Source organism: Qipengyuania huizhouensis, assembly GCF_019711635.1.
Classification (GTDB): domain Bacteria; phylum Pseudomonadota; class Alphaproteobacteria; order Sphingomonadales; family Sphingomonadaceae; genus Qipengyuania; species Qipengyuania huizhouensis.
This window is the reverse complement of sequence record NZ_JAIGNT010000002.1, coordinates 140,660-164,317: the sequence shown is the minus strand read 5'-3', so window position 1 is coordinate 164,317 and position 23,658 is coordinate 140,660. Positions and strand designations below refer to the sequence as shown.

25 protein-coding genes and 1 tRNA gene are annotated in these 23,658 nt (G+C 63.7%); 17 read left to right on the top strand and 9 right to left on the bottom strand.

Features of this window, described 5'->3' with window-relative positions; all coding sequences use genetic code 11:
• Positions 1 to 14 precede the first annotated feature (14 nt).
• Positions 15 to 800: a Rossmann-fold NAD(P)-binding domain-containing protein gene (locus K3180_RS03285; protein WP_221538244.1), complete on the top strand. Its 786-nt coding sequence runs from the start codon at positions 15 to 17 to the stop codon at positions 798 to 800.
• On the opposite strand, the gene K3180_RS03280 is transcribed toward K3180_RS03285, so the two are convergent.
• Positions 784 to 1,728, bottom strand: coding sequence for a DMT family transporter (locus K3180_RS03280; protein ID WP_221538243.1), 945 nt, complete (start codon positions 1,726 to 1,728; stop codon positions 784 to 786). The two genes, K3180_RS03285 and K3180_RS03280, sit on opposite strands and share 17 nt — an antisense overlap.
• Positions 1,725 to 2,720, bottom strand: coding sequence for a threonine aldolase family protein (locus tag K3180_RS03275; protein ID WP_221538242.1), 996 nt, complete (start codon positions 2,718 to 2,720; stop codon positions 1,725 to 1,727). Before K3180_RS03275 ends, K3180_RS03280 begins: the two co-directional genes overlap by 4 nt.
• 54 nt (positions 2,721 to 2,774) lie before the next feature.
• On the opposite strand from K3180_RS03275, the gene K3180_RS03270 reads away from it, so the two are divergent.
• Positions 2,775 to 3,071: a GNAT family N-acetyltransferase gene (locus K3180_RS03270; RefSeq protein WP_221538241.1), complete on the top strand. Its 297-nt coding sequence runs from the start codon at positions 2,775 to 2,777 to the stop codon at positions 3,069 to 3,071.
• Here the strand turns inward: K3180_RS03270 and K3180_RS03265 are convergent.
• The 4 genes from K3180_RS03265 to K3180_RS03250 form a co-directional block, all read right to left on the bottom strand.
• Complete coding sequence (locus K3180_RS03265; protein WP_247710269.1) at positions 3,068 to 4,591, bottom strand: PH domain-containing protein; 1,524 nt, start codon at positions 4,589 to 4,591, stop codon at positions 3,068 to 3,070. The two genes, K3180_RS03270 and K3180_RS03265, sit on opposite strands and share 4 nt — an antisense overlap.
• Entirely contained in the window at positions 4,591 to 5,058 is a 468-nt protein-coding gene (locus K3180_RS03260) for a PH domain-containing protein (RefSeq protein ID WP_221538240.1), read from the bottom strand. Before K3180_RS03260 ends, K3180_RS03265 begins: the two co-directional genes overlap by 1 nt.
• 31 nt (positions 5,059 to 5,089) lie before the next feature.
• Positions 5,090 to 6,259, bottom strand: a complete 1,170-nt coding sequence (locus K3180_RS03255) for an acyl-CoA dehydrogenase family protein (protein WP_221538239.1) — start codon at positions 6,257 to 6,259, stop codon at positions 5,090 to 5,092.
• 72 nt (positions 6,260 to 6,331) lie between these two features.
• Positions 6,332 to 6,406: transfer RNA gene (locus K3180_RS03250), tRNA-Thr, on the bottom strand.
• Positions 6,407 to 6,519: 113 nt separating this feature from the next.
• Here K3180_RS03250 and K3180_RS03245 point away from each other — a divergent pair.
• From K3180_RS03245 to K3180_RS03200, 10 genes are all read left to right on the top strand, one after another.
• The gene (locus K3180_RS03245) at positions 6,520 to 6,663 is read left to right on the top strand and encodes a hypothetical protein (protein ID WP_221538238.1); all 144 of its coding nucleotides are present in this window, start codon (positions 6,520 to 6,522) and stop codon (positions 6,661 to 6,663) included.
• Positions 6,664 to 6,697: 34 nt separating this feature from the next.
• A complete protein-coding gene (gene gpmA / locus K3180_RS03240) occupies positions 6,698 to 7,384 on the top strand; it encodes a 2,3-diphosphoglycerate-dependent phosphoglycerate mutase (RefSeq protein WP_221538237.1) in 687 nt (228 codons plus the stop codon).
• A gap of 1 nt (position 7,385) precedes the next feature.
• The gene (gene purE / locus K3180_RS03235) at positions 7,386 to 7,880 is read left to right on the top strand and encodes a 5-(carboxyamino)imidazole ribonucleotide mutase (protein WP_221538236.1); all 495 of its coding nucleotides are present in this window, start codon (positions 7,386 to 7,388) and stop codon (positions 7,878 to 7,880) included.
• Positions 7,880 to 8,947 carry a 5-(carboxyamino)imidazole ribonucleotide synthase gene (locus K3180_RS03230; RefSeq protein ID WP_221538235.1) on the top strand — a complete coding sequence of 356 codons (1,068 nt, stop codon included), beginning with the start codon at positions 7,880 to 7,882 and terminating at the stop codon, positions 8,945 to 8,947. Before purE ends, K3180_RS03230 begins: the two co-directional genes overlap by 1 nt.
• Positions 8,944 to 9,441 (top strand): dihydrofolate reductase, encoded by a 498-nt coding sequence (locus K3180_RS03225; protein WP_221538234.1) that lies wholly within the window; start codon positions 8,944 to 8,946, stop codon positions 9,439 to 9,441. The genes K3180_RS03230 and K3180_RS03225 overlap by 4 nt, the downstream gene beginning before the upstream one ends.
• Entirely contained in the window at positions 9,438 to 10,619 is a 1,182-nt protein-coding gene (locus tag K3180_RS03220) for a dipeptidase (RefSeq protein WP_221538233.1), read from the top strand. The genes K3180_RS03225 and K3180_RS03220 overlap by 4 nt, the downstream gene beginning before the upstream one ends.
• A complete protein-coding gene (locus K3180_RS03215; protein WP_221538232.1) occupies positions 10,616 to 11,551 on the top strand; it encodes a bifunctional riboflavin kinase/FAD synthetase in 936 nt (311 codons plus the stop codon). Before K3180_RS03220 ends, K3180_RS03215 begins: the two co-directional genes overlap by 4 nt.
• Positions 11,552 to 11,705: 154 nt before the next feature.
• Positions 11,706 to 14,708 carry an isoleucine--tRNA ligase gene (ileS, locus tag K3180_RS03210; protein ID WP_221538231.1) on the top strand — a complete coding sequence of 1,001 codons (3,003 nt, stop codon included), beginning with the start codon at positions 11,706 to 11,708 and terminating at the stop codon, positions 14,706 to 14,708.
• 1 nt (position 14,709) lies between these two features.
• Positions 14,710 to 15,255: a signal peptidase II gene (gene lspA / locus K3180_RS03205; protein ID WP_221538230.1), complete on the top strand. Its 546-nt coding sequence runs from the start codon at positions 14,710 to 14,712 to the stop codon at positions 15,253 to 15,255.
• Entirely contained in the window at positions 15,255 to 15,665 is a 411-nt protein-coding gene (locus K3180_RS03200; protein ID WP_221538229.1) for a DUF3035 domain-containing protein, read from the top strand. The genes lspA and K3180_RS03200 overlap by 1 nt, the downstream gene beginning before the upstream one ends.
• 146 nt (positions 15,666 to 15,811) lie before the next feature.
• On the opposite strand, the gene K3180_RS03195 is transcribed toward K3180_RS03200, so the two are convergent.
• Positions 15,812 to 17,137, bottom strand: coding sequence for a CNNM domain-containing protein (locus K3180_RS03195; RefSeq protein WP_221538228.1), 1,326 nt, complete (start codon positions 17,135 to 17,137; stop codon positions 15,812 to 15,814).
• Between the two features lie 169 nt (positions 17,138 to 17,306).
• On the opposite strand from K3180_RS03195, the gene K3180_RS03190 reads away from it, so the two are divergent.
• The gene (locus tag K3180_RS03190) at positions 17,307 to 18,005 is read left to right on the top strand and encodes a YiaD family glycine zipper/OmpA-like lipoprotein (RefSeq protein ID WP_221538227.1); all 699 of its coding nucleotides are present in this window, start codon (positions 17,307 to 17,309) and stop codon (positions 18,003 to 18,005) included.
• A gap of 74 nt (positions 18,006 to 18,079) precedes the next feature.
• Here the strand turns inward: K3180_RS03190 and K3180_RS03185 are convergent, their stop codons facing one another.
• Positions 18,080 to 18,862 (bottom strand): 3'(2'),5'-bisphosphate nucleotidase CysQ, encoded by a 783-nt coding sequence (locus K3180_RS03185; protein WP_221538226.1) that lies wholly within the window; start codon positions 18,860 to 18,862, stop codon positions 18,080 to 18,082.
• Positions 18,863 to 18,983: 121 nt separating this feature from the next.
• Between K3180_RS03185 and sucC the strand changes: the two genes are divergently transcribed.
• Positions 18,984 to 20,183 carry an ADP-forming succinate--CoA ligase subunit beta gene (gene sucC / locus K3180_RS03180; RefSeq protein ID WP_221538225.1) on the top strand — a complete coding sequence of 400 codons (1,200 nt, stop codon included), beginning with the start codon at positions 18,984 to 18,986 and terminating at the stop codon, positions 20,181 to 20,183.
• Positions 20,184 to 20,198: 15 nt separating this feature from the next.
• On the opposite strand, the gene K3180_RS03175 is transcribed toward sucC, so the two are convergent.
• Positions 20,199 to 20,669 (bottom strand): DUF6265 family protein, encoded by a 471-nt coding sequence (locus K3180_RS03175; RefSeq protein ID WP_247710268.1) that lies wholly within the window; start codon positions 20,667 to 20,669, stop codon positions 20,199 to 20,201.
• Positions 20,670 to 20,908: 239 nt separating this feature from the next.
• On the opposite strand from K3180_RS03175, the gene K3180_RS03170 reads away from it, so the two are divergent.
• The 3 genes from K3180_RS03170 to K3180_RS03160 all read left to right on the top strand — a co-directional run bounded on the left by K3180_RS03170 (position 20,909) and on the right by K3180_RS03160 (position 23,647).
• A complete protein-coding gene (locus K3180_RS03170; RefSeq protein WP_221538223.1) occupies positions 20,909 to 21,655 on the top strand; it encodes an electron transfer flavoprotein subunit beta/FixA family protein in 747 nt (248 codons plus the stop codon).
• A 123-nt stretch (positions 21,656 to 21,778) separates the two neighbouring features.
• Complete coding sequence (locus K3180_RS03165) at positions 21,779 to 22,708, top strand: electron transfer flavoprotein subunit alpha/FixB family protein (protein ID WP_221538222.1); 930 nt, start codon at positions 21,779 to 21,781, stop codon at positions 22,706 to 22,708.
• 60 nt (positions 22,709 to 22,768) lie between these two features.
• Positions 22,769 to 23,647, top strand: coding sequence for a TonB family protein (locus K3180_RS03160; protein ID WP_221538221.1), 879 nt, complete (start codon positions 22,769 to 22,771; stop codon positions 23,645 to 23,647).
• Positions 23,648 to 23,658 lie beyond the last annotated feature (11 nt).

Here is a 23,658-nt window from a genome sequence, read left to right as displayed (position 1 = left end):
GCTATTACGCCCGGATGGCCCGTTTGTTCATCTTCGGCCTCGGCTACACGGCGGGGCGGTTTGCGCAAGAGATGCGTAGCAAAGGCTGGCATGTCGATGCCACCGGTAGCTCAGGAAACCTCGACTTCGAGGACGTGGGGACGGTGCACGCCGTCCTGCGCGAGGCGAGCCACGTGCTCAGTTCGGTGCCGCCAGCCGGCGACAGCGACCCCGTGCTGGACCGCTATGCCGAGGCACTGGAGGGCAAGTGGCTGGGCTACCTTTCCTCCACCGGCGTCTATGGCGACGTCGAAGGCGCATGGGTTGACGAAAGTGCGCCCACCGGAACCGGGCGGCGCACCGCACGCGCCGAGTGCGATGCGCGGTGGCTGGACCTGGGCGCGCGGGTGTTCCGCCTGCCGGGGATCTACGGGCCGGGCCGCAGCGCCTTCGAGCGGGTGCGAAGCGGCAAGGCACACCGTATCGACCTGCCCGGGCAGGTGTTCAGCCGCGTGCATGTCGATGATATCGTCGGCGGACTGGCCGCCGCAATCGGGCGCGATGCGCCGCGCGGAGCCTACAATCTGTCCGACGACCTGCCGACCAGCCAGAATACCGTGATCGAGGAAGCCTGCCGCCTGCTCGGTCAGGAACCTCCCCCGCTGCAAACACTGGAAGAAGCCGATCTTTCGCCCATGGCGCGCGGTTTCTATGCGGAGAACCGGCGGGTGGCGAACGGCAAGGCCAAGCGAGTGCTGGGCTGGGAGCCGCGCTATCCCACCTACCGCGAAGGGCTGGCAGCGATCAGGGCTCTGGCGTAGCCCGCCTTGGCGGGGGCGCACTGCGCCCGCGCAGGGCAACCACCATGCCGATCAGCGTGATCGCCGCGCCTGCCGCCGGCAGGATGCCCCAGACAAAGCCTTCGAACAGGGTCGAGAGCACCATGGCGACAATCGGTACGATCACCGAACTGTAGGCCGCCGTTCCCGCCCCCACCTTTCGTACCAGCCCGTAATAGAGCGGGAAGGTCACGACCGATCCGAGCAAGCCGAGGTAGAGAATGCCCAGCGCATATTCCGGCCGCGTGTCGAACTGCGGCGGGCCCTGCGTGACCAGCGCGAAGCCGGCATTGAGGATGACGCCCATCACCATCGACCATGCCAGCAACGTCAGGAGCGGCATGCGCTTGGCTCCGTCCATGGCCTGCACGATATTTGCAGCACTGGCAGAAAGGATGCCGCCAATCGTCAAGGCTGCCCCAAGCAGGACCTCCCCCAGTGTCGCCGGGGACGCGCGCCATTCCTGCGCAAACAGCATGGCGACGCCGATCGCCGCAATCGTGGAGCCGAGGACGAATTCGCGGCGGATGGGCTGCCCGAGCACGAACTTGCCCAGCACGGCATTGGGCACGACGAGCAGCGCGAACATGACCGCCACCAGCCCCGAGGTGATGAATTTCTCAGCATTATAGACGAAGCTGAAATTGAGGCAGAACTGGAACAGGCCCAGCGCAAGGGCCCAGCGCCAGCCTTCGCGCGGCAGGGCGAGCGGTTCGCCGCGGAATTTCGCCAGCACGAACATGCCCGCCGCCGCGACGACGAAACGCCAGGTGATCGACCAGCTTGCCGGGACGACCGAAAGCTGATCGCGGATGACCAGCCAGGTCCCGCCCCAGATCAGGCTGACCAGCAGGAAGGCTGCAAGATTTCGCGGGGTGAGGAGGCTTTCGCCCCCGGATGAAGCGTTCATAGTGCCGCGATCGCAGTGGCGAGCGTGCGGGCATCTTCCTCGCGCGTGTTCCAAGCGGTGACGAATCGCGCCGCATCCGCGCCCCAGTCGTAGAACCCGAACCCCTGCCCGCGCAGCGTTTCGCGTTCGGCGGGCGTACAGCGCACGAACAGCTCGTTCGCTTCGACAGGGTGCATCAGGCGCTGCCCGCAGGCACCGGCGATTTCTGCGGCGGCGGCATTGGCCGACCGCGCATTGGCCAGCCACAAATCGCCATCGAGCATGGCGTGAATCTGTGCGGCCAGGAACCGCCCCTTGCTTTGCAGGTGTCCGGCACGCTTGCGGCGATAGCGCGCCACATCGGCCAGACCTTCTTCGAAGAAGACGATGGCTTCCGCGCTCATTGCGCCATTCTTCACGAAGCCGAAGCTGAGCGCATCGACGGGCCCAGCCACCTCGCTTGCCGACAGGTCGAGGAAAGCGGCGGCATTGCCGAAGCGCGCGCCATCCATGTGCAGGCCGAGCCCGCGCTCACCAGCCAGCGCACGAATCGCCGCAATTTCCTGGGGCCGATAGACACGGCCATATTCGCTGGCCTGCGTAATCGAGATGGCATGGGGCTGGACCTGGTGGACATCGTCCCGAATCGGATCGATCACGGCGCGGATTGCGTCAGCCGTCAGCTTCGCACCCTCCCCCTGCCCGAGCAGGAGCTTGGCCCCGTGGAGATAGAAGCCCGGCGCACCGCCTTCGTCCATCTCGATATGCGCTTCTTCGTGGCAGATCACGGCGCCGTGCGGCTGCACCATCGTCGCAAGCGCGAGGCAGTTTGCCGCAGTACCGGTTGCCACCCACAGCACCGCGCAGTCACGGCCGAAAAGCGCATTCATTCTTTCGTCGAGAGCCAGGCTTAAACTGTCGTTGTCATAGGGCGAATCGGGCTGGTCGGCACCGTGCATCGCGGCCCAGACGGCGGGATGAACACTGGCGGCATTGTCGGAAAGAAATTGCATCGGAACGCGTTTAGCGACCCGCGAATTGGAAAGACAGCAAGGAAAGAAAACAAAATGGGTATCGCAGCCATCCAAATCGAACACCGCGACCGGGTCACCCACGGTGACTACATCGCGACAATGCCGGGCGACGACAGTACGGCGAAACTGAGCTGGACGGAACGCGGCGGCATACGGCACGCCGAACATACCTATGTTCCGCCCAGCCATCGCGGCAAGGGCGTGGCCGAAGAACTGGTCAAGGCCATGATCGCCGATGCCCGGCAACATGGTTTCAAGATCGCGCCCGACTGTTCCTATGTCGCGCGCTATTTCGACCGGCATCAGGAGCTGGCGGAACTGCGCGCCTAAGGAGCAGGAGCGCCCTTCTCTTCAAGCAGGCGGGAAAAATCGGTGCGGGCGAGGCTGTCGCAGATTGCGCTGCGCCAGCGCCGCGCCTCTGCCACGGGCATTCCGTTGATGCGCAAACGGCCCCCGGCGAGACCGAGGGCGAGGCTGGCGTAGCCGCGTCTGCGCGCGACCGGCCCCTGGGCGATTTCGACCGATTGCAGCTTTACGCGGGATGCAATCGCGAGACTGGGTGAGAGCCAGCCGTGGCGGCTGTAGAGCTGGCTTTCACCAAGGGCGCGGTAGTCGTGTTTCCACCGCCACCATTGCTGGGCGACGGTGAAGAGCAGCCCGGCCAGAGGAGCCAGCCAGACCCATTCGCGCGCAAAAAGGGCAGACACGACAGTGGCCGGGACGAGGAAGAGCGCGGCCAGCACCGCCTTGTCGATCCGGTAGCGCGCCAGCGCGCGGGCCCATTGCGCATCTTCCGGCGGCAGGGAGAAGCCGGTCACTGCGACCACCGGGGCGATCTCGTCCATCCGGCCGAAGGGGACCGCATCGTGATTGGCCCCGCCGCTGTCGCTGGCGAGGCTGATGACCTTGAGCGAATGCCAGCCGAATCGGCGCCGCAGGAAGCCCGTCCCGATGCGGAGCGCCTGAACGCGGTGCAGCGGCATCACCACATCGGTCCGGGTCAGCAGGCCGCGCCGCCTGCGCAGGCCCTTCGCCGTCCGCTCGAGCCGGAAATCCCATTCGCGCAGCGCCGTTCGGCCGATTCCCGTCGTAACGCCCACCACGCCGAGCGCCGCGAGCGCGATGACTATTCCGGCAGCCTGCGCCAGTGGGCCGAGACCCGCCAGCCGCTGCCCCGGACCGGCGAGCCGCTGCTCCCACTGATCGAGATCCCATAACTCGAAGGGCAGCAGGAAATCGAATTGCTGTGCAAGGCCGCCGAGCACCGCGACCACGGCGAGCGAAAATTCGAACAGGCCGAAGGTGAAGACGCGCCGCGGCCCCATGGCGAACAGGACCTCCGCTTCCTCCGGGGCGGTCGCCGTTTCCTCGGCGTCCTGCGTTTCCGCCGTATCGCGGCGGGTGCGGACGAGTTCGCGAAGACGCTCTCCTTCGCTTTCGGACAGGTAGGTCAGCGCGAGATCGTCTTTCCCGCCAGCGCCTGTCTCGAACTTGACCTCGACCAGGCCGAACAGCCGCGGCAGCAGCTTCTGTTCGAGGCTGACGTCCTGGATCCGTTCATAGGGGACCGAGCGCGCCGCACGCGACAGTACGCCGCTTTCTACGCGGATATCGCTTTCGCCCACGGTATAGGTCAGCTTGGTCCACTGCAGGTATGCGATGACGACGTTGAGCAGGATGATCACGATTACGAGGGGCAGGAAGTAGCCGACGAGATCGCCGATATCGCCATCGTCGAGAATCGTCACCGAGGCGACCGCCAACGGGATCACCAACTGAAACAGCATCGTCACCGCGCGCACGGCGAAGCTGCGCGGATCGGTGCGCCGTGCGTCTTCCTGCCGCGTCATTATTGCGTATCGCGCCGGATGGCCGCGCGGATCTCCTCGCGCATCGCCAGCGCATCCTCATGTGCAAGACCGGGTAGCGAGACCGAGGCATTATGCGTGCCCGCAGTGTGCACGGTGAGCGTGGCGAGGCCGTAGCCGCGTTCCAGCGGGCCCTGGTCGACATCAATATGCTGGACGCGGCCGAAGGGTACGACGGTATCGGAACGGAACAGCACGCCGCGCACCACACGCAGCCGCTCCTGCTCCAGCGAATAGCCGCGCGTGACATAGCGCCGCATGGGGAGATAGAGGACGAGATAGGCAGCCACGAGAGCGACCGGGAGCCAGACCACCCCGGTCCAGCCGGGAATAGCGAACTCGGCGATGCTGGCCGCGATGATGAGGATCACGGCGAGGATGCCCGCAACCAGCCGCATCATCGACTTGTAGCGCGGATCGAGCGGGGTCAGTTCGTCGGTTTCGTCCATACCGCCTTACCTATGCAATACAGCAGCCGCGTCAACGCCTTTGATCGAAGCGCCGGCCCACGATGGCGGCGGCGATATTGGTCTTCTGTACGTCGGTGGTGCCGCCGGCGATTCCCCAGGCAAACCCGTCACGCACGCGCTGTTCCATGCCGTAATCCTTGTGATAGCCATATCCGCCCATCACCTGCATGCCGTTGGCAGTGACGCTGCGCACGATTTCGTTGGCGAAGCATTTGGCGGTGGAGCTTTCATAGACGCTCGGCAGGCCCCCTTCGTTATGCTCTGCATTGGCGGCGGCGCGGTAGATCAGCAGGCGCGCCGCCTCGACCTGCATCGCCATTTCGGCGAGCCGCATCTGCACCGCCTGGAAATCGACGATCGGCTTTCCGAAAGCGGTGCGCTCCTGCACATACTCCGTCGCCTGTTCGAGTGCGGCGGCAGCGAGGCCGAGCGACTGGGTGGCGTTGCCGCAGCGTTCGAGCCCGAAGGCGCTCATCAGTCTGCCGAAACCGCCCGCGGGAACGATCAGGTTTTCGCGCGGGACTTTGACGCTGTCGAAGGCGATGTCGCGCGTCTCGATCCCGCGGAAACCCATCAGCTGCTCGCGCTTGCCGAAGCTTACCCCCTCCATATCTTTGTCGACCAACAAGGCGCCGATCCCCTTCGCGCCGGGCGCATCGGAGAGGCGGGTATAGACGACATAGTAACGCGCATGGCCCGCGCCGGAGGTCCAGCGCTTGGTGCCATCGAGGACAAAGTGATCGCCCTCCTCGTACGCTCGGGTGGCAAGATCGGTCAGCGCAGTGCCCGCATCGGGTTCGGACATGGACACCGCCACCGTCGCTTCGCCGCTAACGACTTCGGGAATTACCTGCGCCTTCAGCGCCTCCGACCCGAACCGCTCCAGCGTCCGCACGGGGCCGACCAGCGCCTCGAACACCGGAAACGCGACCGCGTTCGAGATCATGGCGAACTGTTCGAGCACCAGCAGCGCCTCGAGATGGCCGAGACCGAGGCCGCCGTATTCTTCCGGCAGGTTGACGCCCAGGAACCCCATCTCGCCATAGCGGCGCACCATTTCTGCGGGAACGGGGAAGTCCTTCTCCTCCATCTCGCGCGCAAGCTCGGGCAGTTCCCCACGCGCGAAGCTGCGCGCTGCGTCCTGCAGTTCGCGTTGCTGTTCTGTCAGGCGGAAATCCATCGCTGCGCTCTCCCGTGGTGCCGGGATTCGCTGCCCGAGGGCGCGTCGCTTCGCAAGTCCGATAGGAAGAAATGGTGCTGCTGGGGAGGATTGAACTCCCGGCCTCACCCTTACCAAGGGTGCGCTCTACCACTGAGCTACAGCAGCACACTATGCCCGCCGGAACGCCGTGCGGGGTGGAGGCGCGCGCTATTGGCAGAGACGGCGCATAAGTCAACCTTCGCTTGCGGCGGCAGTCGAATTTCGCGAAAGGTTGCGCAATGACCGCTGCAGACGACAAGATGACCCGCGAAGAGAGGCTCGCCGCGAAACTTCGCGAGAACCTGCGCCGCCGGAAGGCTCAGACTCGCGAAATGCGCGAATCGGACGATACAGGCCTTTCCAAGGACGATACGCGCCGCTAACGCGCAGTGCTCCTAGGGGAAAACCGGAGTAACCATGTCGAAGCTGATCCTCGTTCGCCACGGCCAGAGCGAGTGGAACCTCGCCAACCGCTTCACCGGCTGGTGGGATGTCGACCTGACCGAAAAGGGCGAAGAAGAAGCGCGCGAGGCAGGCCGGCTGATGCAGGCCAAGGGCGTGTTGCCCACCGTCGCCTTCACCTCCGTCCAGAAACGCGCGATCAAGACGCTCAATATCGCGCTGGAAGAATGCGACCGGCTGTGGATCCCCGTGACACGCGACTGGCATCTGAACGAGCGTCATTATGGCGGCCTCACCGGTCTCGACAAGCAGCAGACGCGCGAGAAGCACGGGGACGAACAAGTCCATATCTGGCGCCGCAGCTTCGACGTGCCGCCGCCGGACATGGAAGCGGGCAGCGAATTCGACCTGTCGGACGACCCGCGTTACACCGGGATCGACGTGCCGCGCACCGAAAGCCTCAAGCTCACCATCGAACGCGTGCTACCCTATTGGGAAGAGGCAATCCTGCCGCAGCTGGCCAAAGGCGAAACGGTGATCATCTCCGCCCACGGCAACAGCTTGCGCGCGCTGGTCAAGCACCTGTCGAACATATCGGATGAAGAGATCACCGGTCTGGAAATCCCCACCGGCCAGCCAATCATCTATGAATTCGATGGTACGCAGGTCACCGGCGAACGCTATTACCTGAAGGATAGCTGAGATGGCCCAAGGGGGAAAAGCCAGGGTCGCCATCGTGATGGGCAGCCAGTCCGACTGGCCGACCATGAAACGCGCCGCCGAAGTGCTCGAGGAGCTGGGCGTCGCCGCCGATGTCCGCATCGTGTCCGCACATCGCACACCCGAACGCATGTATGAATTCGCCAGGGCGGCAGAGGATGAGGGTTTTCACGTCATCATTGCAGGGGCTGGCGGCGCTGCCCACCTGCCCGGCATGATCGCGGCGCTGACCCATGTGCCGGTGCTGGGCGTGCCGGTAAAATCCAAGGCGCTTTCGGGGCAGGACAGCCTGCTTTCCATCGTCCAGATGCCCGCCGGGGTCCCGGTCGGTACGCTGGCCATCGGCGAAGCGGGCGCGACCAATGCCGGGCTGCTGGCCGCCGCGATCCTCGCCAATGGCGATGCGGAGCTCGCGCAGCGGCTCAAGGACTGGCGCATGGCGCGCAGTGCCGCGGTGACCGAAAGGCCGGAAGACTGATGCTGAAACGCGGGTCCACCATCGGTATCCTCGGTGGCGGCCAGCTTGGCCGGATGATGGCGACGAGCGCCGCGCAGCTGGGATATCGCTGCATCGGCTATGCGCCCGAGGGCGATAACGTCAGCGGCGCGGTAAGCGAGGACTTCGTCACCGCCGACTGGGACGACGAAACCGCCTTTGCCGCGTTTGCCGGGCGCTGCGACGCTGTGACCTGGGAGTTCGAGAACGTCCCAGTCGCCACCGCGCGCGCGATCCAGCAGGCCAAGATATTTCCCGCTCCGCTGGCGCTGGAAACCGCGCAGGACCGACTCAATGAGAAGCGCTTCGTCGAGGGTCTCGGCGGAAGGCCGGCCGCCTATGCGAAGGTCGATACGAGCCAGGATCTCGAAGCCGCGGTCGACCGGCTGGGCGCGCCCGGCATCCTCAAGACGCGGCGCGACGGCTATGACGGCAAGGGCCAGTGGCGCATCGGTAGTGCGCGCGAGGCAGCGGGACTACGCATGCCCGAGGCGGCCTGTATCTACGAAGCCTTCGTCGAGTTCGAGGCGGAATTTTCCGTCATCCTGGTGCGCAGCCGCGACGGCGAAATCCGTTTCTGGGATTCACCCCGCAATGTCCACGCGGGGGGTATCCTTGCCTCCTCGCACTATCCGGCGGGCGAGCAGATCGCCGCGCAGGTGACCGAGGCGCGCGAACTGGCGCGCAAGGTCGCCGACGCGCTCAAATATGTCGGCGTGCTGACGCTGGAATTCTTCGCCACGCGCGATGGGCCGATCTTCAACGAGATGGCGCCGCGCGTACACAATTCGGGCCACTGGACGATCGAGGGCGCGGCCACCAGCCAGTTCGAGAATCATATCCGCGCGGTCGCGGGTCTGCCGCTCGGCGACACGCGCACCACCGCCGCTGCGGTCGAAATGCGCAACATCCTGGGGGCCGACATCGACAGCGCCCATGCGAAGCTGGGCGATGCGCGGGTCCACCTGCACGATTACGGCAAGGCCGAGGCCAGTGAAGGGCGTAAGATGGGCCATATGACGCTGGTCACGCTCGACACCCGCGGATGAGCCTGTTCCTGATATATGCCCGCGCTGCCAATGGCGCGATCGGCAAGGAAGGCCGCCTCCCCTGGCACCTGCCCGCCGATCTCAAGCGCTTCAAAGCACTGACGATGGGCAATCCCATGATCATGGGACGCAAGACTTTCGAGAGCCTGCCGGGCCTGTTGCCGGGCCGCCGTCACATCGTCCTCACCCGGAGAGAGCGCTGGGATTCGACCGGAGCGGAAGTCGTGCGTTCGGTCGATCAAGCGCTTGATCGGGCCGGAAACACCGAGGGAAGCATTGCCGTGATCGGCGGCGCGGCGATTTTCGACATCTTCATGCCGCTGGCGGACCGGGTCGAGCTGACCGAAATCCACCGCGAGTTCGACGGCGATGTCTTCATGCCCCCGCTCGGCCCGGAATGGGAAATGGTTCGGCGTGAGGATTTCGAGGCCGAGGGCGACAGGCCGGCCTATTCCTTCCTCACCTACACACGCATCGGCGAGACAGGCGCGTGAGGCGCAAGGTCGGCATCGGCATCGCCGTGCTGGTGATAGCGGCGCTGGTCGCGTTCTTCACCATCGCGCCCGGATATGTCGAGCGTGACCTCAACCGGATCGACGGCGAGCCGCTGATCGCGGTCTCGCAGGAAGCGCGCGACCTTCACGCAGACCTCCAGATCGTCGACCTGCATTCGGATACGCTGCTGTGGAAGCGCGACATGACCCAGCGTGCCTCGCGTGGCCATGTCGACCTTCCGCGCCTGCGCGACGGCAATGTTGCGCTGCAGATCTTCTCCAGCGTGACCAAGTCGCCGCGCGGACAGAATTACGATTCGAACACGGGCGATACCGACAACATCACCCCGCTGGTCATCGCCCAGCTCCAGCCGCTGCGGACATGGGGCAGCCTGCTCGAACGCTCGCTCTGGCACGCGCAGAAGCTCGACCGCGCGGTGGATGAGGAACGCGACGGACTGTTCCAGATCCACGGCGCGGAAGATGTCGACCGTCTGCTTCGACGCCGCGCAAGTGGCCGTGATGGCGTCGGCGCGATGCTATCCATAGAAGGTCTGCACAATCTCGAAGGCGACCCCGCCAATCTCGAACGGCTGTACGACGCCGGCTTTCGCATGGCGGGCCTCACCCATTTCTTCGACAATGACCTCGCCGGTTCGATGCACGGCACCCAGAAGGGGGGCCTTACCGACAAGGGGCGCGCCGTTGTGCGGCGCATGGAAGAGATGGGCATGGTGGTCGATATCGCGCACTGCAGCCCGGCCTGCGTCGCCGACATCATTGCCATCGCGCGGCGCCCGGTCGTCTCCAGCCATGGCGGCGTGCAGGCGACCTGCGGTGTCAATCGCAACCTTTCGGACGAACAGATCCGCGGGGTCGCGGCTACCGGCGGCATCATCGGTGTGGGTTATTGGCCGGGCGCCGTCTGCGACACCTCGCCGCGCTCTACGGCCAGCGCAATGCGCCATATCCGCGATTTGGTGGGGATCGAACATGTCGCGCTCGGCAGCGATTTCGATGGCTCGGTCACGACTCGTTTCGACACCAGCGAACTGTCGCAGGTGACGCAGGCGCTGATGGACGAAGGCTTTTCCGAGGACGAAATCCGCGCCGCGATGGGCGGCAATGCGCTGCGCGTGCTGAGCGCCGGGATCGAACCGATGGGGGCGAAGCCATGAGGTTCCTCGACCACCGCGATCCGCTCCCCGAATCGCTGCGCGGTGCAATCGTGGCGCTGGGCAATTTCGACGGCTTCCACCTCGGCCACCAGGCAGTGGCACGCGAAGCGATCGAATGGGCCCGGGCCGAGGGCCGGCCGAGCATCATCGCGACCTTCGATCCGCACCCGGTGCGCTTCTTCAAGCCCGACGTTCCGCCCTTCCGCCTGACCACGCTCGAGCAGCGGCAAGAACTCTATCTCGCCGCCGGGGCAACCGCGATGCTGGTGTTCCATTTCGATGGAGAGCTGGCGGGGACGACGGCGGAGGATTTCGTGCGCATACTTCTCGCCGAAAAGCTCGGCGTGAAAGGCGTGGTCACCGGGGGCGATTTCACCTTTGGCAAAGCGCGCGGCGGCAATTTCGAGAAACTGGTCGAGCTCGGCCGCGAGGTCGGGATCGAGGCCCGCGCGGTCGATCCGGTGCTGGACGGCGGAGAGCCTGTATCCTCCAGTCGCGTGCGCGAGGCGCTGCGCAAAGGCGATCCGCAGGAAGCGGCGCGCCTCCTCACCCGCCCCTTCGCCATTCGCGGCGTGGTGGAACATGGAGACAAGCGCGGGCGCGAGATAGGCTATCCCACCGCCAACCTATCCATCGAACATTACCTGCGCCCGAAATACGGTATCTACGCAGTGACGGGCCGCATCCTGTCAACGGGGCAGGAGCTGAAAGGCGCGGCCAATATCGGCGTGCGCCCCCAGTTCGAACCTCCCAAGGAATTGCTCGAGCCCTATTTCTTCGATTTCTCCGGCGATCTCTACGGTCAGGAGATCGAGGTAGCGTTCCACCATTTCCTGCGCGGCGAGGCGAAGTTCGATTCGCTAGATGCGCTGGTGGTGCAGATGGAGCAGGATTGCGAGGAAGCGCGGCGGTTGCTGGCGCATCTCCGCTGATTCGTCATTCCCGCGCAGGCGGGAATCCAGCACTGGCGACGGTAGCGGCTCCGCACTGGATCCCCGCCTGCGCGGGGATGACGGTGAGAGCGTGGCCAAGACAGGTCACTCCGTACTTTCCTACGGCGCGCAATTCCTCTAGCGGCGGCACCCTATGTCAGAAAGCGACCAGACACAGCGCGATTACCGGGACACGGTCTTCCTTCCCAAGACCGATTTTCCGATGAAGGCCGGCCTCCCCCAGAAGGAGCCGCAGATCCTTGCGCGCTGGCAGGACGAAAAGCTCTACCAGCAGCTGCGCGAAGAGCGTGCGGGGCGCGAAAAGTTCATCCTTCACGACGGCCCGCCCTATGCCAATGGCGACATGCATATCGGCCATGCGCTGAACCGCATCCTGAAGGACATGGTGGTGCGCAGCCAGAGCCTGCTCGGCAAGGACGCGCCCTTCGTGCCCGGATGGGACTGCCACGGCCTCCCCATCGAGTGGAAGGTCGAGGAACAGTACCGCAAGAAGAAGAAGGACAAGAAGGCCGTCCCCGCGGCCGAATTCCGGCAGGAATGCCGCGAATATGCGCAGAAATGGGTCGACGTTCAACGCGAGCAGCTGAAGCGGCTCGGCCTGATGGCGGATTTCGACAATCCCTATCTCACCATGCAGGCGGAGAGCGAGGCGACCATCGTTGCAGAACTGATGAAGTTTGCCGAAGCCGGAAACCTCTATCGCGGATCGAAGCCGGTGATGTGGTCGCCGGTTGAAGAAACCGCGCTGGCCGAGGCCGAAGTCGAGTACGAGGACATCACCTCGACCCAGATCGACGTGGCATTCGAGATCGTGGAATCGCCGATTGAAGAGCTGGTCGGCGCGCATGCGGTGATCTGGACGACGACGCCTTGGACGATCCCGGTGAACCAGGCTTTGGCCTATGGGCCAGAGATTGAGTATGTTCTGCTGTCATTGACGGCCGATACGCCAGGCAGTGGCGGTAATGCCGACGGGCAGGTGAACAAAGTGCTGGCGGCAGCCGGGCTGCCGTTCCACACCAACAGCATTTCGAAGTTTCTCGTCGCGAAGGATTTGGCAACTGCCTTCGCTGATCGAATCAATAAGGCAGCGCAGGCGCTCGATTTTGGCGATGCAGTCGCGCCGTCACTTCAAGAGTACATTGATCCGAACTCAGATCGGGATGCGTCGATCGCAGGCTCCGAACTCGCCGGAACCATCGCCCGCCACCCGATGCACAAACTCGGCGGGTTCTACGCAAATCCGCGCCCGCTGCTCGCAGGCGATTTCGTCACCACCGACAGCGGTACGGGTCTCGTCCACATGTCGCCCGATCATGGCGAGGACGATTTCCTGCTCTGCCGAGAACACGGCATCGAACCGGTCTTCGCGGTCATGGGCGACGGCCGCTATCGTGACGACTGGCCCTGGCTGGGCGGCAATGACGAGCGCCGCCGCGCGGTAATCAACAAGCAGTTCAACGCGCCCGACGGGCCGATCTGTTCGGACCTGCGCGAGGCTGGCGCGCTGCTTTCCGCCTTCGACGACTACCAGCATTCCTATCCGCATTCGTGGCGGTCGAAGGCCAAGGTCATCTATCGCTGCACGCCGCAGTGGTTCGTGCCGATGGACAAGCCGCTCGACACCGGCGATTTCGACGTCGCCGCGCCCGAAGGCTTCGGCGCTGCCGTGGCGATGTTCACCAGCAAGGACCATTCCACCCTGCGCGAAATCGCCATGCGCGAGATCGAACGGGTGAAGTTCTATCCCGAAAAGGGCCGCCGCCGCATCGGATCGATGGTCGCAGGCCGTCCCGACTGGGTGCTGTCGCGCCAGCGTGCATGGGGCGTGCCGATCACGCTGTTCGTGCGGCAGGACGGCAGCTATCTGCAGGACCCGCAGGTCAATGCCCGCGTCATCGAAGCGGTGAAGCGGCAGGGAGTCGATGCCTGGGACGAAAGCCGCAAGGCCGAATTCCTCGGCCCCGATCACGATCCGGCCGAGTTCGAGATGGTCACCGACATTCTCGACGTCTGGTTCGATAGCGGCTGCACCCACGCCTTCACGCTGGAAAGCGGCCGCTGGCCCGACCAGCGCTGGCCCGCCGATCTCTATCTAGAAGGCAGCGACCAGCATCGCGGCTGGTTCCAGTCCTCCCTGCTCGAAAGCTCCACCACGCGCGGCCGTGCGCCCTACGACGCGGTGCTGACCCACGGTTTCACCATGGCGAGCGACGGCAAGAAGATGTCGAAGAGCCTCGGCAACACCATCGATCCCCTGAAGGTGATGGAGCAATACGGCGCGGACATCATCCGCCTGTGGGCGCTGAGCGTCGATTTCACCGAAGACCACCGGATCGGCGACGAGATCCTGAAAGGCGTGAGCGACCAGTACCGACGCCTGCGCAACACCTTCCGCTATCTCCTCGGCGCGCTCGACGGCTTCGTCGGCGACATGGGTGATACGGGTGAGATTCCCGAGCTTGAGGTTTATGTCCTCGCGCTGCTCGCCGATCTCGACGGAAAGCTGAAGACCGCGCTCGAGGCTTACGACTTCAACACCTACACGCGCCTGCTGGTCGATTTTTGCAACGAGGACCTGTCCGCCTTCTATTTCGATATCCGCAAGGACTGCCTCTATTGCGACGGGCCGGACAGCACGCGCCGCAACGCCTATCGCACTGTGCTGGACATCCTGTTCCACGCACTGGTGCGCTATGCCGCGCCGGTGCTGGTATTCACCGCCGAGGAGGTGTGGACCACGCGCTATCCGGAAGGCGGCAGCGTCCACCTGCTCGAATGGCCCAAGGTTCCGGGCGTATCGGCCGATGGCGCTCGCTGGGAAAAGCTGCGCGATCTGCGTGAGCGCGTGACCGAGGCGATCGAGCCGCTGCGCCGCGACAAGACCATCCGTTCCAGCCTCGAAGCCGATGTGGTGGTCCCCGACAGCGCGGTGCCCGAAGGCTTCAGCGACGCGGATCTTGCCGAACTGTTCATCACCGCGTCAGTCGCCCGGAGCGATAGCGACACGGTGTCCGTTACCCGTACAGACGAAAACAAATGCGGCCGTTGCTGGCGCCTGCTCCCCTCGGTTTCCGAGGACGGGGCGTTGTGCGACCGCTGCGAGGATGTCGTCACCCAGATGGATGCTGCCTGACATGAACCCGCTCCTTCGCATGCGTCTGATCGGTGTCGCGATCGCCTTCGCCATCTATGGCGTGGACCAGTATGTGAAGTGGCTCATGGTAGAGCCGCTGCAGCTGCGCCAGCGCGGCGTGATCGACCTGCTGCCCTTCTTCGACCTGCGCTGGACGCAGAATTTCGGCGTCTCGATGGGGCTGTTCGAAGCCGACAGCTTCGAATCGCGCTGGATCCTGGTGGGTGTGACCGCGCTGATCGCGCTGGCGGTCACCATCTGGATGTTCCGCGAGAAGACGCTGGGCGATATCCTTGGCCTGTCGATGATCCTCGGCGGGGCGCTGGGCAACATCAAGGACCGCTACGAGCTCGGCTATGTTATCGACTATGCCGACTTCCATATCGGGGAATTCCGCCCCTTCCTGATCTTCAACATCGCCGATGCGGCCATCACCATCGGCGTCCTGATAATCCTTGCCCGCGCCTTCTTCATGCGCGACAAGGACGATGAAGAGGTCGACGACCTCATGCACGGCAAACCGGCAGACGCCGCGGAGAGCAACTGATGAATACCCTTACCCGTATCGCCCTTCTTGGCGCCGTTTCGAGCATGCTGGCCGCATGCGGCGGCGGCGGTTTCCTGAACCGCGAACGCCCTGATGAATTCGCCGTCCAGCGCCAGGCGCCGCTCGTAGTGCCGCCCGATTTCAACCTCGTGCCCCCCGCTCCCGGCGCGCCGCGCCCGACGGAAGGCACCGCGGCAGAACAGACGCTCGAAGCGCTATTCGGTGGCCCTGCAGAGCGTAGCTCGGTCGAAACCAGCGCGCTCGACCGCGCCGGTGCGGCCGAGCCGGGCATCCGTTCGCAGGTGGGTTCGGAAGAAACCAACACCGTGGCCAAGGGCCGCGTAACCCGCGACATCATCGCCGCCCCGGAAGGTGACGGCGCATCGGCGCAGGCCGTAATTCCTGGCTGACACCAGCAATTACTGATTCTTGCTTTTCGCTCGCACATCCGTGCGAGCGTCCTCGGTGCTGTTTCGACGCTTCGCGCCGAACACCTGCGGGTGGCCAGTCGGCCTTGCCGGGCCTCCGCCGACCCGGTTAGGCGCGGCCTGAGACCTTAGTCTGGGGTGACTTCGCGCTTCGCCTTGCCCGCGACTTCGCTGACCAGCACCTTGTCGATGCGGCGTTCGTCGAGGTCGACGATTTCGAAGCGCCAGCCCTGCTCCTCGAACCATTCACCTTCGACGGGCAGTTTCTTCATCACCGCGAGGCAGAAGCCCGCGACGGTCGCGAATTCGCGGTCGTCGCCGTAATCGAGCCCCAACCGGTCGGCGAGCGCATCGGCCGAAAGCGATCCGGCCACGAGCAGGCTGCCATCGTCTCGCTCAACGATGCCCGGCGTATCGTCCGGGTCCTGGTCGCTGGCAAAATCGCCCACCAGCGCGGTAAGCAGGTCCACCGGGGTCACGATTCCATCCAGATGGCCGTATTCGTCATGCACCATGGCCATGGCGATATCGGCCTGCTGCAGCACGCGGAGCGCATCGACCGCATCGAGCTGGTCGGGCACGACCTCCGCCTTTTTCATGAGCGTTTCGAGCACCACGCCCTTGCCCGCCAGCATCGTGCCCAGCACTTCGCGTACCCGCACGAGACCCATTATCCGGTCGGGCGATCCATCGGCCACCGGCCACACCGAATGCGGGCTTTCCTCCAGCATCGCGCGGATCGCTTCTTCATTCGCATTGACGTCGATCCAGTCGAGATCGGTCCGCGGTGTCATCACCTCGCGCACGGGACGCTGGGCGAGGCGCACCACGCCGGCTAGCATCTGGTGCTGTTCGCTCTCGATCACGCCACTGCGGGTCGCCTCTGCGAAAAGCATATGCAGCTCTTCTGCCGTGACCGAGCTTTGCCCTGCGGGCTTCACACCCAGCAGGCGGATCAGCAGGCCCGAGGAGGCATCCAGCAGCCAGACCAGCGGAGCGGCCACTTTTGCAAGCAGCGCCATCGGGCGCGCCATGATGATAGAGATCGGCACCGCGGCGCGCAGCGCGACCTGCTTGGGCACGAGTTCGCCCACGACGAGGCTGAGATAGGTCGTCAGTGCGATGACCAGCGCAAAACCGGCTTCCTCCGCCCATTCGGCGGGCAGGCCCATCGCCTCCAGTCGCTCGCCCACCGGTCCGCCCAGGCTTGCACCGGAATAGGCGCCCGCGATGATACCGATCAGGGTGATGCCGATCTGGACGGTCGAAAGGAATTTGCCCGGGTCCGCCGCCAGCTCGATCGCGGTTTTCGCCGCGGCGCTGCCCTGATTGGCAGCCGAGCGCAGCCGCCCCGTGCGTGCGGAGACAATTGCCAGTTCGCTCATGGCGAACACGCCGTTGAGCAGAATCAAGCCGGCGATGATGAGAAGGTCTGTCCAGGGAAAGGGTGTCACACCCCTTCGCTAGCACAAAAGTGCCGCCCTGCCAGCGTCTCTCGGAACAGGCTGTGAATTGGATGGTTCTGATACTCTAGAGACGCTGGTGGGCGCGTCCCATGGCGTTCGGGTGAGGCAAGGGCTGGAGCGCCCTCACGAGCCCGGCTCTCAGAAAGGGAATGAAAACATGAAAACATCACGCTTTTTCCTCGCAGGACTTTCTTCCATCGCTCTGCTCGGCACCTCTGCCTGTGTCACAGACCCCAACACCGGCGAACGCAAGGTATCGCGCACCGTACTCGGCGGTGTGGGTGGCGCTGTGGCCGGCGGCCTTCTCGGCGGCGTAATCGGCGGCAAGACCGGACGCATCATCGGCGCGGCAGCCGGCGGCGCAGCGGGCGGCTATGTCGGTTACCGCATGGACCAGCAGATCAAGGAACTGGAAGAACAGACGGCCGGCTCGGGCGTCGATGTGAGCGAAACCGACGGCGGCGAGGCGATTCTCGTCAACCTGCCCGATGGCGTGACCTTCGCCACCGGCAGCGCCACGATCAACTCTGCCTTCCGCGCGACACTCGACAATGTGGCCGCCAACCTGGTCCAATATCCCAACAGCCTTATCGACGTGTACGGATACACCGACACGACTGGCGGAACCGACCTCAACCAGCGCCTGTCCGAACAGCGCGCCCAGGCAGTCGCCAACTACCTGATCAGCCGCGGCGTGAGCTCCTCGCGCATTCGCTGGCAGGGTTACGGCGAGCAATATGAGCATCTCAAGGTCAAGACCGCCGACGGCGTGAACGAACCTCTCAACCGCCGCGTCGAGATCAAGATCATCCCGTTCGACCAGGACGACGTGGAAGCTGCTCAGGCGAACCAGTAACGTCCACTAACTCGAACTCACGTTCAACAGGAAGGGGTCGGGTCCAACCCGGCCCCTTTTTCATGCGTTGCTTTCTAGGGTCTGGCGATCTGATGTGCCCTGTCGGAGAGATGCTCGACCGTGGCGGTATGGATGTCCGGCGCACTGACAATGACGCCGAAGGCGCGTGGATCGCGCTTGTTGTAATCGAGCTTGCGACCGAAACTGTCGGACACGGCCGCTCCTGCCTCGCGCGCGATCAGTCCGGCGGCGGCGATGTCCCATTCGAAACCCCAGCGCAGCGTGGCGACGAGATCGGCGCGGTCATCCGCCACCATGGCGATCCTGAGCGCGATGGAATTGGGCTGCTCGACCTTGGTCAGCATGCGGTCCTGCTTCATCAGATCGTTGGCAGGTACGCGCGCGCCCTCGAAATCCCGCCGTGTCGAAGCGGCGATCCGGGCTCCGTTGAGCGTGGCGCCCTGCCCCGCAACGGCATGCCACACCTCGCCGCGCGCAGGCGCGCAGAGCGTGCCGATGAGCGGCCTGCCGGAACTGATCAGCGCCACCGATACCGCCCAGCCCTTGCGTCCGCGAATGAAATCGCGCGTGCCGTCCACCGGATCAACCAGCCAGATCAAATCGCGATCGAGCCGTTCCGGATCGTCGGCGGTTTCTTCTGAAAGCCATCCGGCTGAAGGCAGCAACGCGCCCAGTTCGCGCTTGAGGAAGGCATCGACGGCCAGATCGGCCTCGCACACCGGGCTTCCCGGGGTCTTCTCCCACGACTCCAGTTCCGCACCCGCTCCCGGCCAGAGTCCGAGCGCAATCTCGCCTGCCTGCGCGACGATGGATTCGAGACGTTTACTGTCGATCATGGAGCGCGAGTGCACCTGCACCCGAAAACCGCACTTTTCAAGCGCGCCCAGACATGCTTATGCGCACGCGCAGATTCCCATCCCCCCAGACCGCGCATTCGCGCGAAGGACGAGAACCCAGATGAACATTCACGAATACCAGGCTAAGGAACTCCTCGCGAAATACGGCATCGCCGTTCCCGCAGGACACGCAGCACTCACCGTCGAAGAAGCGGTTGCAGGCGCGAAGCAGCTTCCCGGGCCACTCTATGTCGTGAAGGCGCAGATCCACGCCGGCGGGCGCGGCAAGGGCAAGTTCAAGGAACTGGGGCCCGATGCGAAGGGCGGCGTCCGCCTGTCGAAGAGCGTGGACGAGGTCGAAGCGAATGCGAAGGAAATGCTCGGCAACACGCTGGTAACGATCCAGACCGGCGACGAAGGCAAGCAGGTCAATCGCCTCTACGTCACCGACGGCGTCGACATCGAGAAGGAATACTACCTCTCCATGCTGGTCGACCGTGCCTCCGGCCAGGTCGCCATGATCGCCTCCACCGAAGGGGGGATGGATATCGAGGATGTGGCGCATGAAACGCCCGAGAAGATCACCACCATCACTATCGACCCGGCGCAGGGCTTCATGCCGCACCATGGCCGCGCGGTTGCCTTCGCATTGAAGCTGACGGGCGATACCAACAAGCAGTGCCAGAAGCTGGCGAAGCAGCTCTACACCGCCTTCATGGACCTCGACATGGAAATGCTCGAGATAAACCCGCTGGTGGAAGACAAGGAGGGCAACCTCCTCGTGCTCGACACCAAGATGAGCTTCGACGGCAACGCGCTTTATCGCCACAAGGACGTCGAAGCGATGCGGGACGAGACCGAGGAAGACCCGGCCGAAGTCGAGGCGAGCGAATACGACCTCGCCTATATCAAGCTCGACGGCAACATCGGCTGCATGGTCAATGGCGCGGGCCTGGCCATGGCGACGATGGACATCATCAAGCTGAACGGCGCCTTCCCTGCAAACTTCCTCGACGTGGGCGGCGGCGCTACCACCGAGAAGGTGACGGCCGCGTTCAAGATCATCCTCAAGGACCCGGCAGTCGAGGGCATCCTCGTCAATATCTTCGGCGGGATCATGAAATGCGACGTGATCGCCAACGGTATCGTGCAGGCGGCAAAGGACGTGAACCTTTCGGTTCCGCTGGTCGTCCGCCTCGAAGGTACCAACGTCCGGGAAGGCAAGGAAATCCTCGCCAACTCGGGCCTGCCGATCGTCCCGGCAGACGATCTGGGCGATGCAGCCCGCAAGATCGTGGCCGAGGTGAAGAAGGCGGCCTGAGCGCCGCCCTGGCGGTCAGTCGACCCGTTCGAAACGGAAAACCAGTTCGCTGATCTCGTCGCCGTCGCTCTTCATGCGTACGGCGGCGAGCAGCCCGTCCTCTCCATCGCACCGCAATGTGAGCGAGTGGAAATAAGCAGCGCAACCCTCCACCGCGATCAGGCGAAAGGTGAGCATGTCGTCCTTCTCCTCCCAACCGGTGAGGTCGGCATTGAAGTGCTTCAAGCGCAGGACCAGCGTTTCCTCTTCCTCCACCAGATACATGTGCTCGGTGAAGCGGATGCCGCCTTCCCCGGTTTGCTGGACAAATGTGCCCACCATCGTATCGCCGGTAGGTGGAAGCCAGCTTTCCATCGCCGCCGCACCACCGATGCCGCTGCCGCTCCACTGGCCGACCAGCCAGGACATTTGTTCGATCGTTGCCGGCGGGGATTGGTAGTCTTCCGGTGCGGTGCGCGTTTCCTGCGCGACTGCCGCCGTCGTCATAAAGAGCAGAAGCCCTGTTACCATAGACGCTATATGCATTGCCAAACCTCCCACCGTCGGCTGAAACTATTCGCGGCCAGAACCATAGTAAAGGTAATCCGGCCCGCGCGCTTGACCTGCGGTTTTCCGCGGGACAGGAAGCCAGTCGAGAGTCGGCAAACGGCCGCCGCTTTGCTTGACGTTTACGTAAACGCAAGCTAGGCGGGCACCGAAGTTTCCATCGAGAGGAAGGTATTCGCATGAAAATCCTCGTCCCCGTCAAGCGGGTGATCGATTACAACGTCAAACCGCGCGTGAAGGCCGATGGCTCGGGCGTGGACCTTGCCAATGTAAAGATGAGCATGAACCCCTTCGACGAAATCGCCGTCGAGGAGGCCATCCGCCTCAAGGAAGCGGGCAAGGCGGAAGAGATCGTGGCCGTCAGCATCGGCCCGGCAAAGGCGCAGGAAACACTGCGCACCGCGCTTGCCATGGGCGCCGACCGCGCGATCCTGGTGGAGACCGATGACGAGGTCGAACCCCTCGCGGTTGCCAAGATCCTCAAGGCCATCGCCGAAGAGGAAGAGCCCGGCATCGTGATGCTCGGCAAGCAGGCGATCGACGACGATTCGAACCAGACCGGCCAGATGCTGGCGGCCCTGATGGGCCGTCCGCAGGGCACCTTCGCCAATACAGTCGAGGTGGATGGCGATCACGTTATCGTGAAACGCGAGGTCGATGGCGGTCTCGAGACCGTGAAGCTCACGCTTCCGGCCATCGTCACCACCGATTTGCGCCTGAACGAGCCGCGCTATGCCTCGCTGCCGAACATCATGAAGGCGAAGAAGAAGCCGCTCGATACCAAGAGCCCGTCCGATTACGGTGTCGACACCGCGCCGCGCCTGAAGACCACCAACGTCTCCGAACCGCCGGTTCGGCAGGCTGGCGTGAAGGTCGAGGACGTCGATGCGCTGGTTGCCAAGATCAAGGCATTGGGCATCGCATAAGGAATTCACCCGTCATCCGTTCGTGCTGAGCTTGTCGAAGCACCGTCCTTCTTTCGGGCGCTCGGATGAAGAAAAGTACGGCCCTTCGACAAGCTCAGGGCGAACGGACTTGGAGGTTTGAACATGAAGACACTGGTGTGGGTCGAACACGACAATGCCGAAATGAAGGACGCGACGCTTGCCGCGGTGACCGCTGCGGGCAAGCTGGGCGAAGTACACCTGCTGGTCGCCGGATCGGGCTGCCGCGCGGTTGCCGAACAGGCTGCGAAGGTTGCGGGCGTGGGCAAGGTCCACCTTGCCGACGATGCGGCATATGAGCATGCGCTGGCGGAAAACGTCGCGCCGCTGATTGCCGACCAGATGAGCCATCACGACGCGTTCGTCGCACCCGCCACCACCACCGGCAAGAACATCGCGCCGCGCGTCGCCGCTTTGCTCGATGTGATGCAGGTGTCGGACATCCTTTCGGTCGAAGGCGACAAGACCTTCACCCGTCCGATTTACGCCGGCAATGCCATCGCAACGGTCGAAAGCACGGACGAAAAGCTTGTCATCACCGTTCGCGGGACCGCCTTCGACAAGGCAGAAGCGGAAGGTGGTTCGGGCACGATCGAGGAAATTTCCGGACCGGCCGACGCGGGCCTTTCCAGCTTCGTCAGCCAGGAAATCGCCGAGAGTGACCGTCCCGAACTGACCAGCGCCAAGATCATCGTTTCGGGTGGCCGCGCGCTGAAGGACGCGGAAACCTTCGAGCAGGTCATCACGCCGCTGGCAGACAAGCTCGGCGCAGGTATCGGCGCTTCGCGCGCCGCGGTCGATGCGGGTTACGTTCCGAACGATTACCAGGTCGGCCAGACCGGTAAGATCGTGGCTCCGGAAGTCTACATCGCCATCGGCATCTCGGGCGCGATCCAGCACCTCGCCGGGATGAAAGACTCCAAGACCATCATCGCGATCAACAAGGACGAGGACGCACCGATCTTCCAGGTGGCGGACATCGGCCTGGTCGCCGATCTCTATAAGGCTGTCCCGGAACTGACCGAAAAGCTTTGACTATTTAGGACTTGCATCGACGACCCCGTCGCCACATCGTAGTGGTGAGGGGTCGTTATTATGAAGATACGTTTCTTGTCCGCGGCGCTTTGTATGAGCACCTTGCTGCAACCGACATTCGCGGATGCGGCAGAAGAGTCCTTGGTGCTTGCACCAAGCTCGCGTTGGAATCTGGATTACGGCGAAGAGTCATGTCGGTTGGGCCGCACCTTCGGGGAAGACGAAAACAAGGTCCTGCTGATCTTCGCCAAATACGCTCCCGGTGTATCGATGGAGGTGATGGCATCGGGCGTCCCGTTGTCTGCGAAGCGCGCAAGGTCCTTCACCTACAGCTTCGACCCGGCGGAGAAAATCGAAGAAGAAAGGCCGTTCTTCGGTGATCTCGAATCGGGGGGCACAATCTGGCAATTCTCCGGCAAGCTCATTCCACCGGCTACTTTTGATAATTTGCAAGAGGCCGAAGCCTCCAAAGCGGAATTCAGGGTTGCAGAAAGTCAGGCGGCCGATGCAACGAAGAGCATAACCTTCAAAGTAGGCGGCAAAGCCCCTGTCATACTAGAAACGGGCGGACTCGGCGGAGTTCTCTCCGCAATGGATGCTTGCCTCGACGACCTCGTCAGCAGTTGGGGGTATGACTTGGAAATCCAGAAATCGATAGTGAAGGAACCCGAAGCGCAAGGAGACATGTCAAAGTGGCTGGATTATCCCACGCTCCCACTGCGTCGTGGCCTCTCTGGAAGTGTGCGTTATCGACTGGCTATTGATGAAGAAGGGCGTTTAACCGACTGCATAATCCAGTCCAACTACTCCGACCCGATATTCGGCGAGGAGGTCTGTAATCGCTTTATGCGCAGGGCGCGCTACGAACCGGCGCGCAATGCTCAAGGCGAAGGGGTCAGGTCCTACGTCGCAAGCACAGTAGTATTTATTAGTGGTTGAGCCTGAAGAAG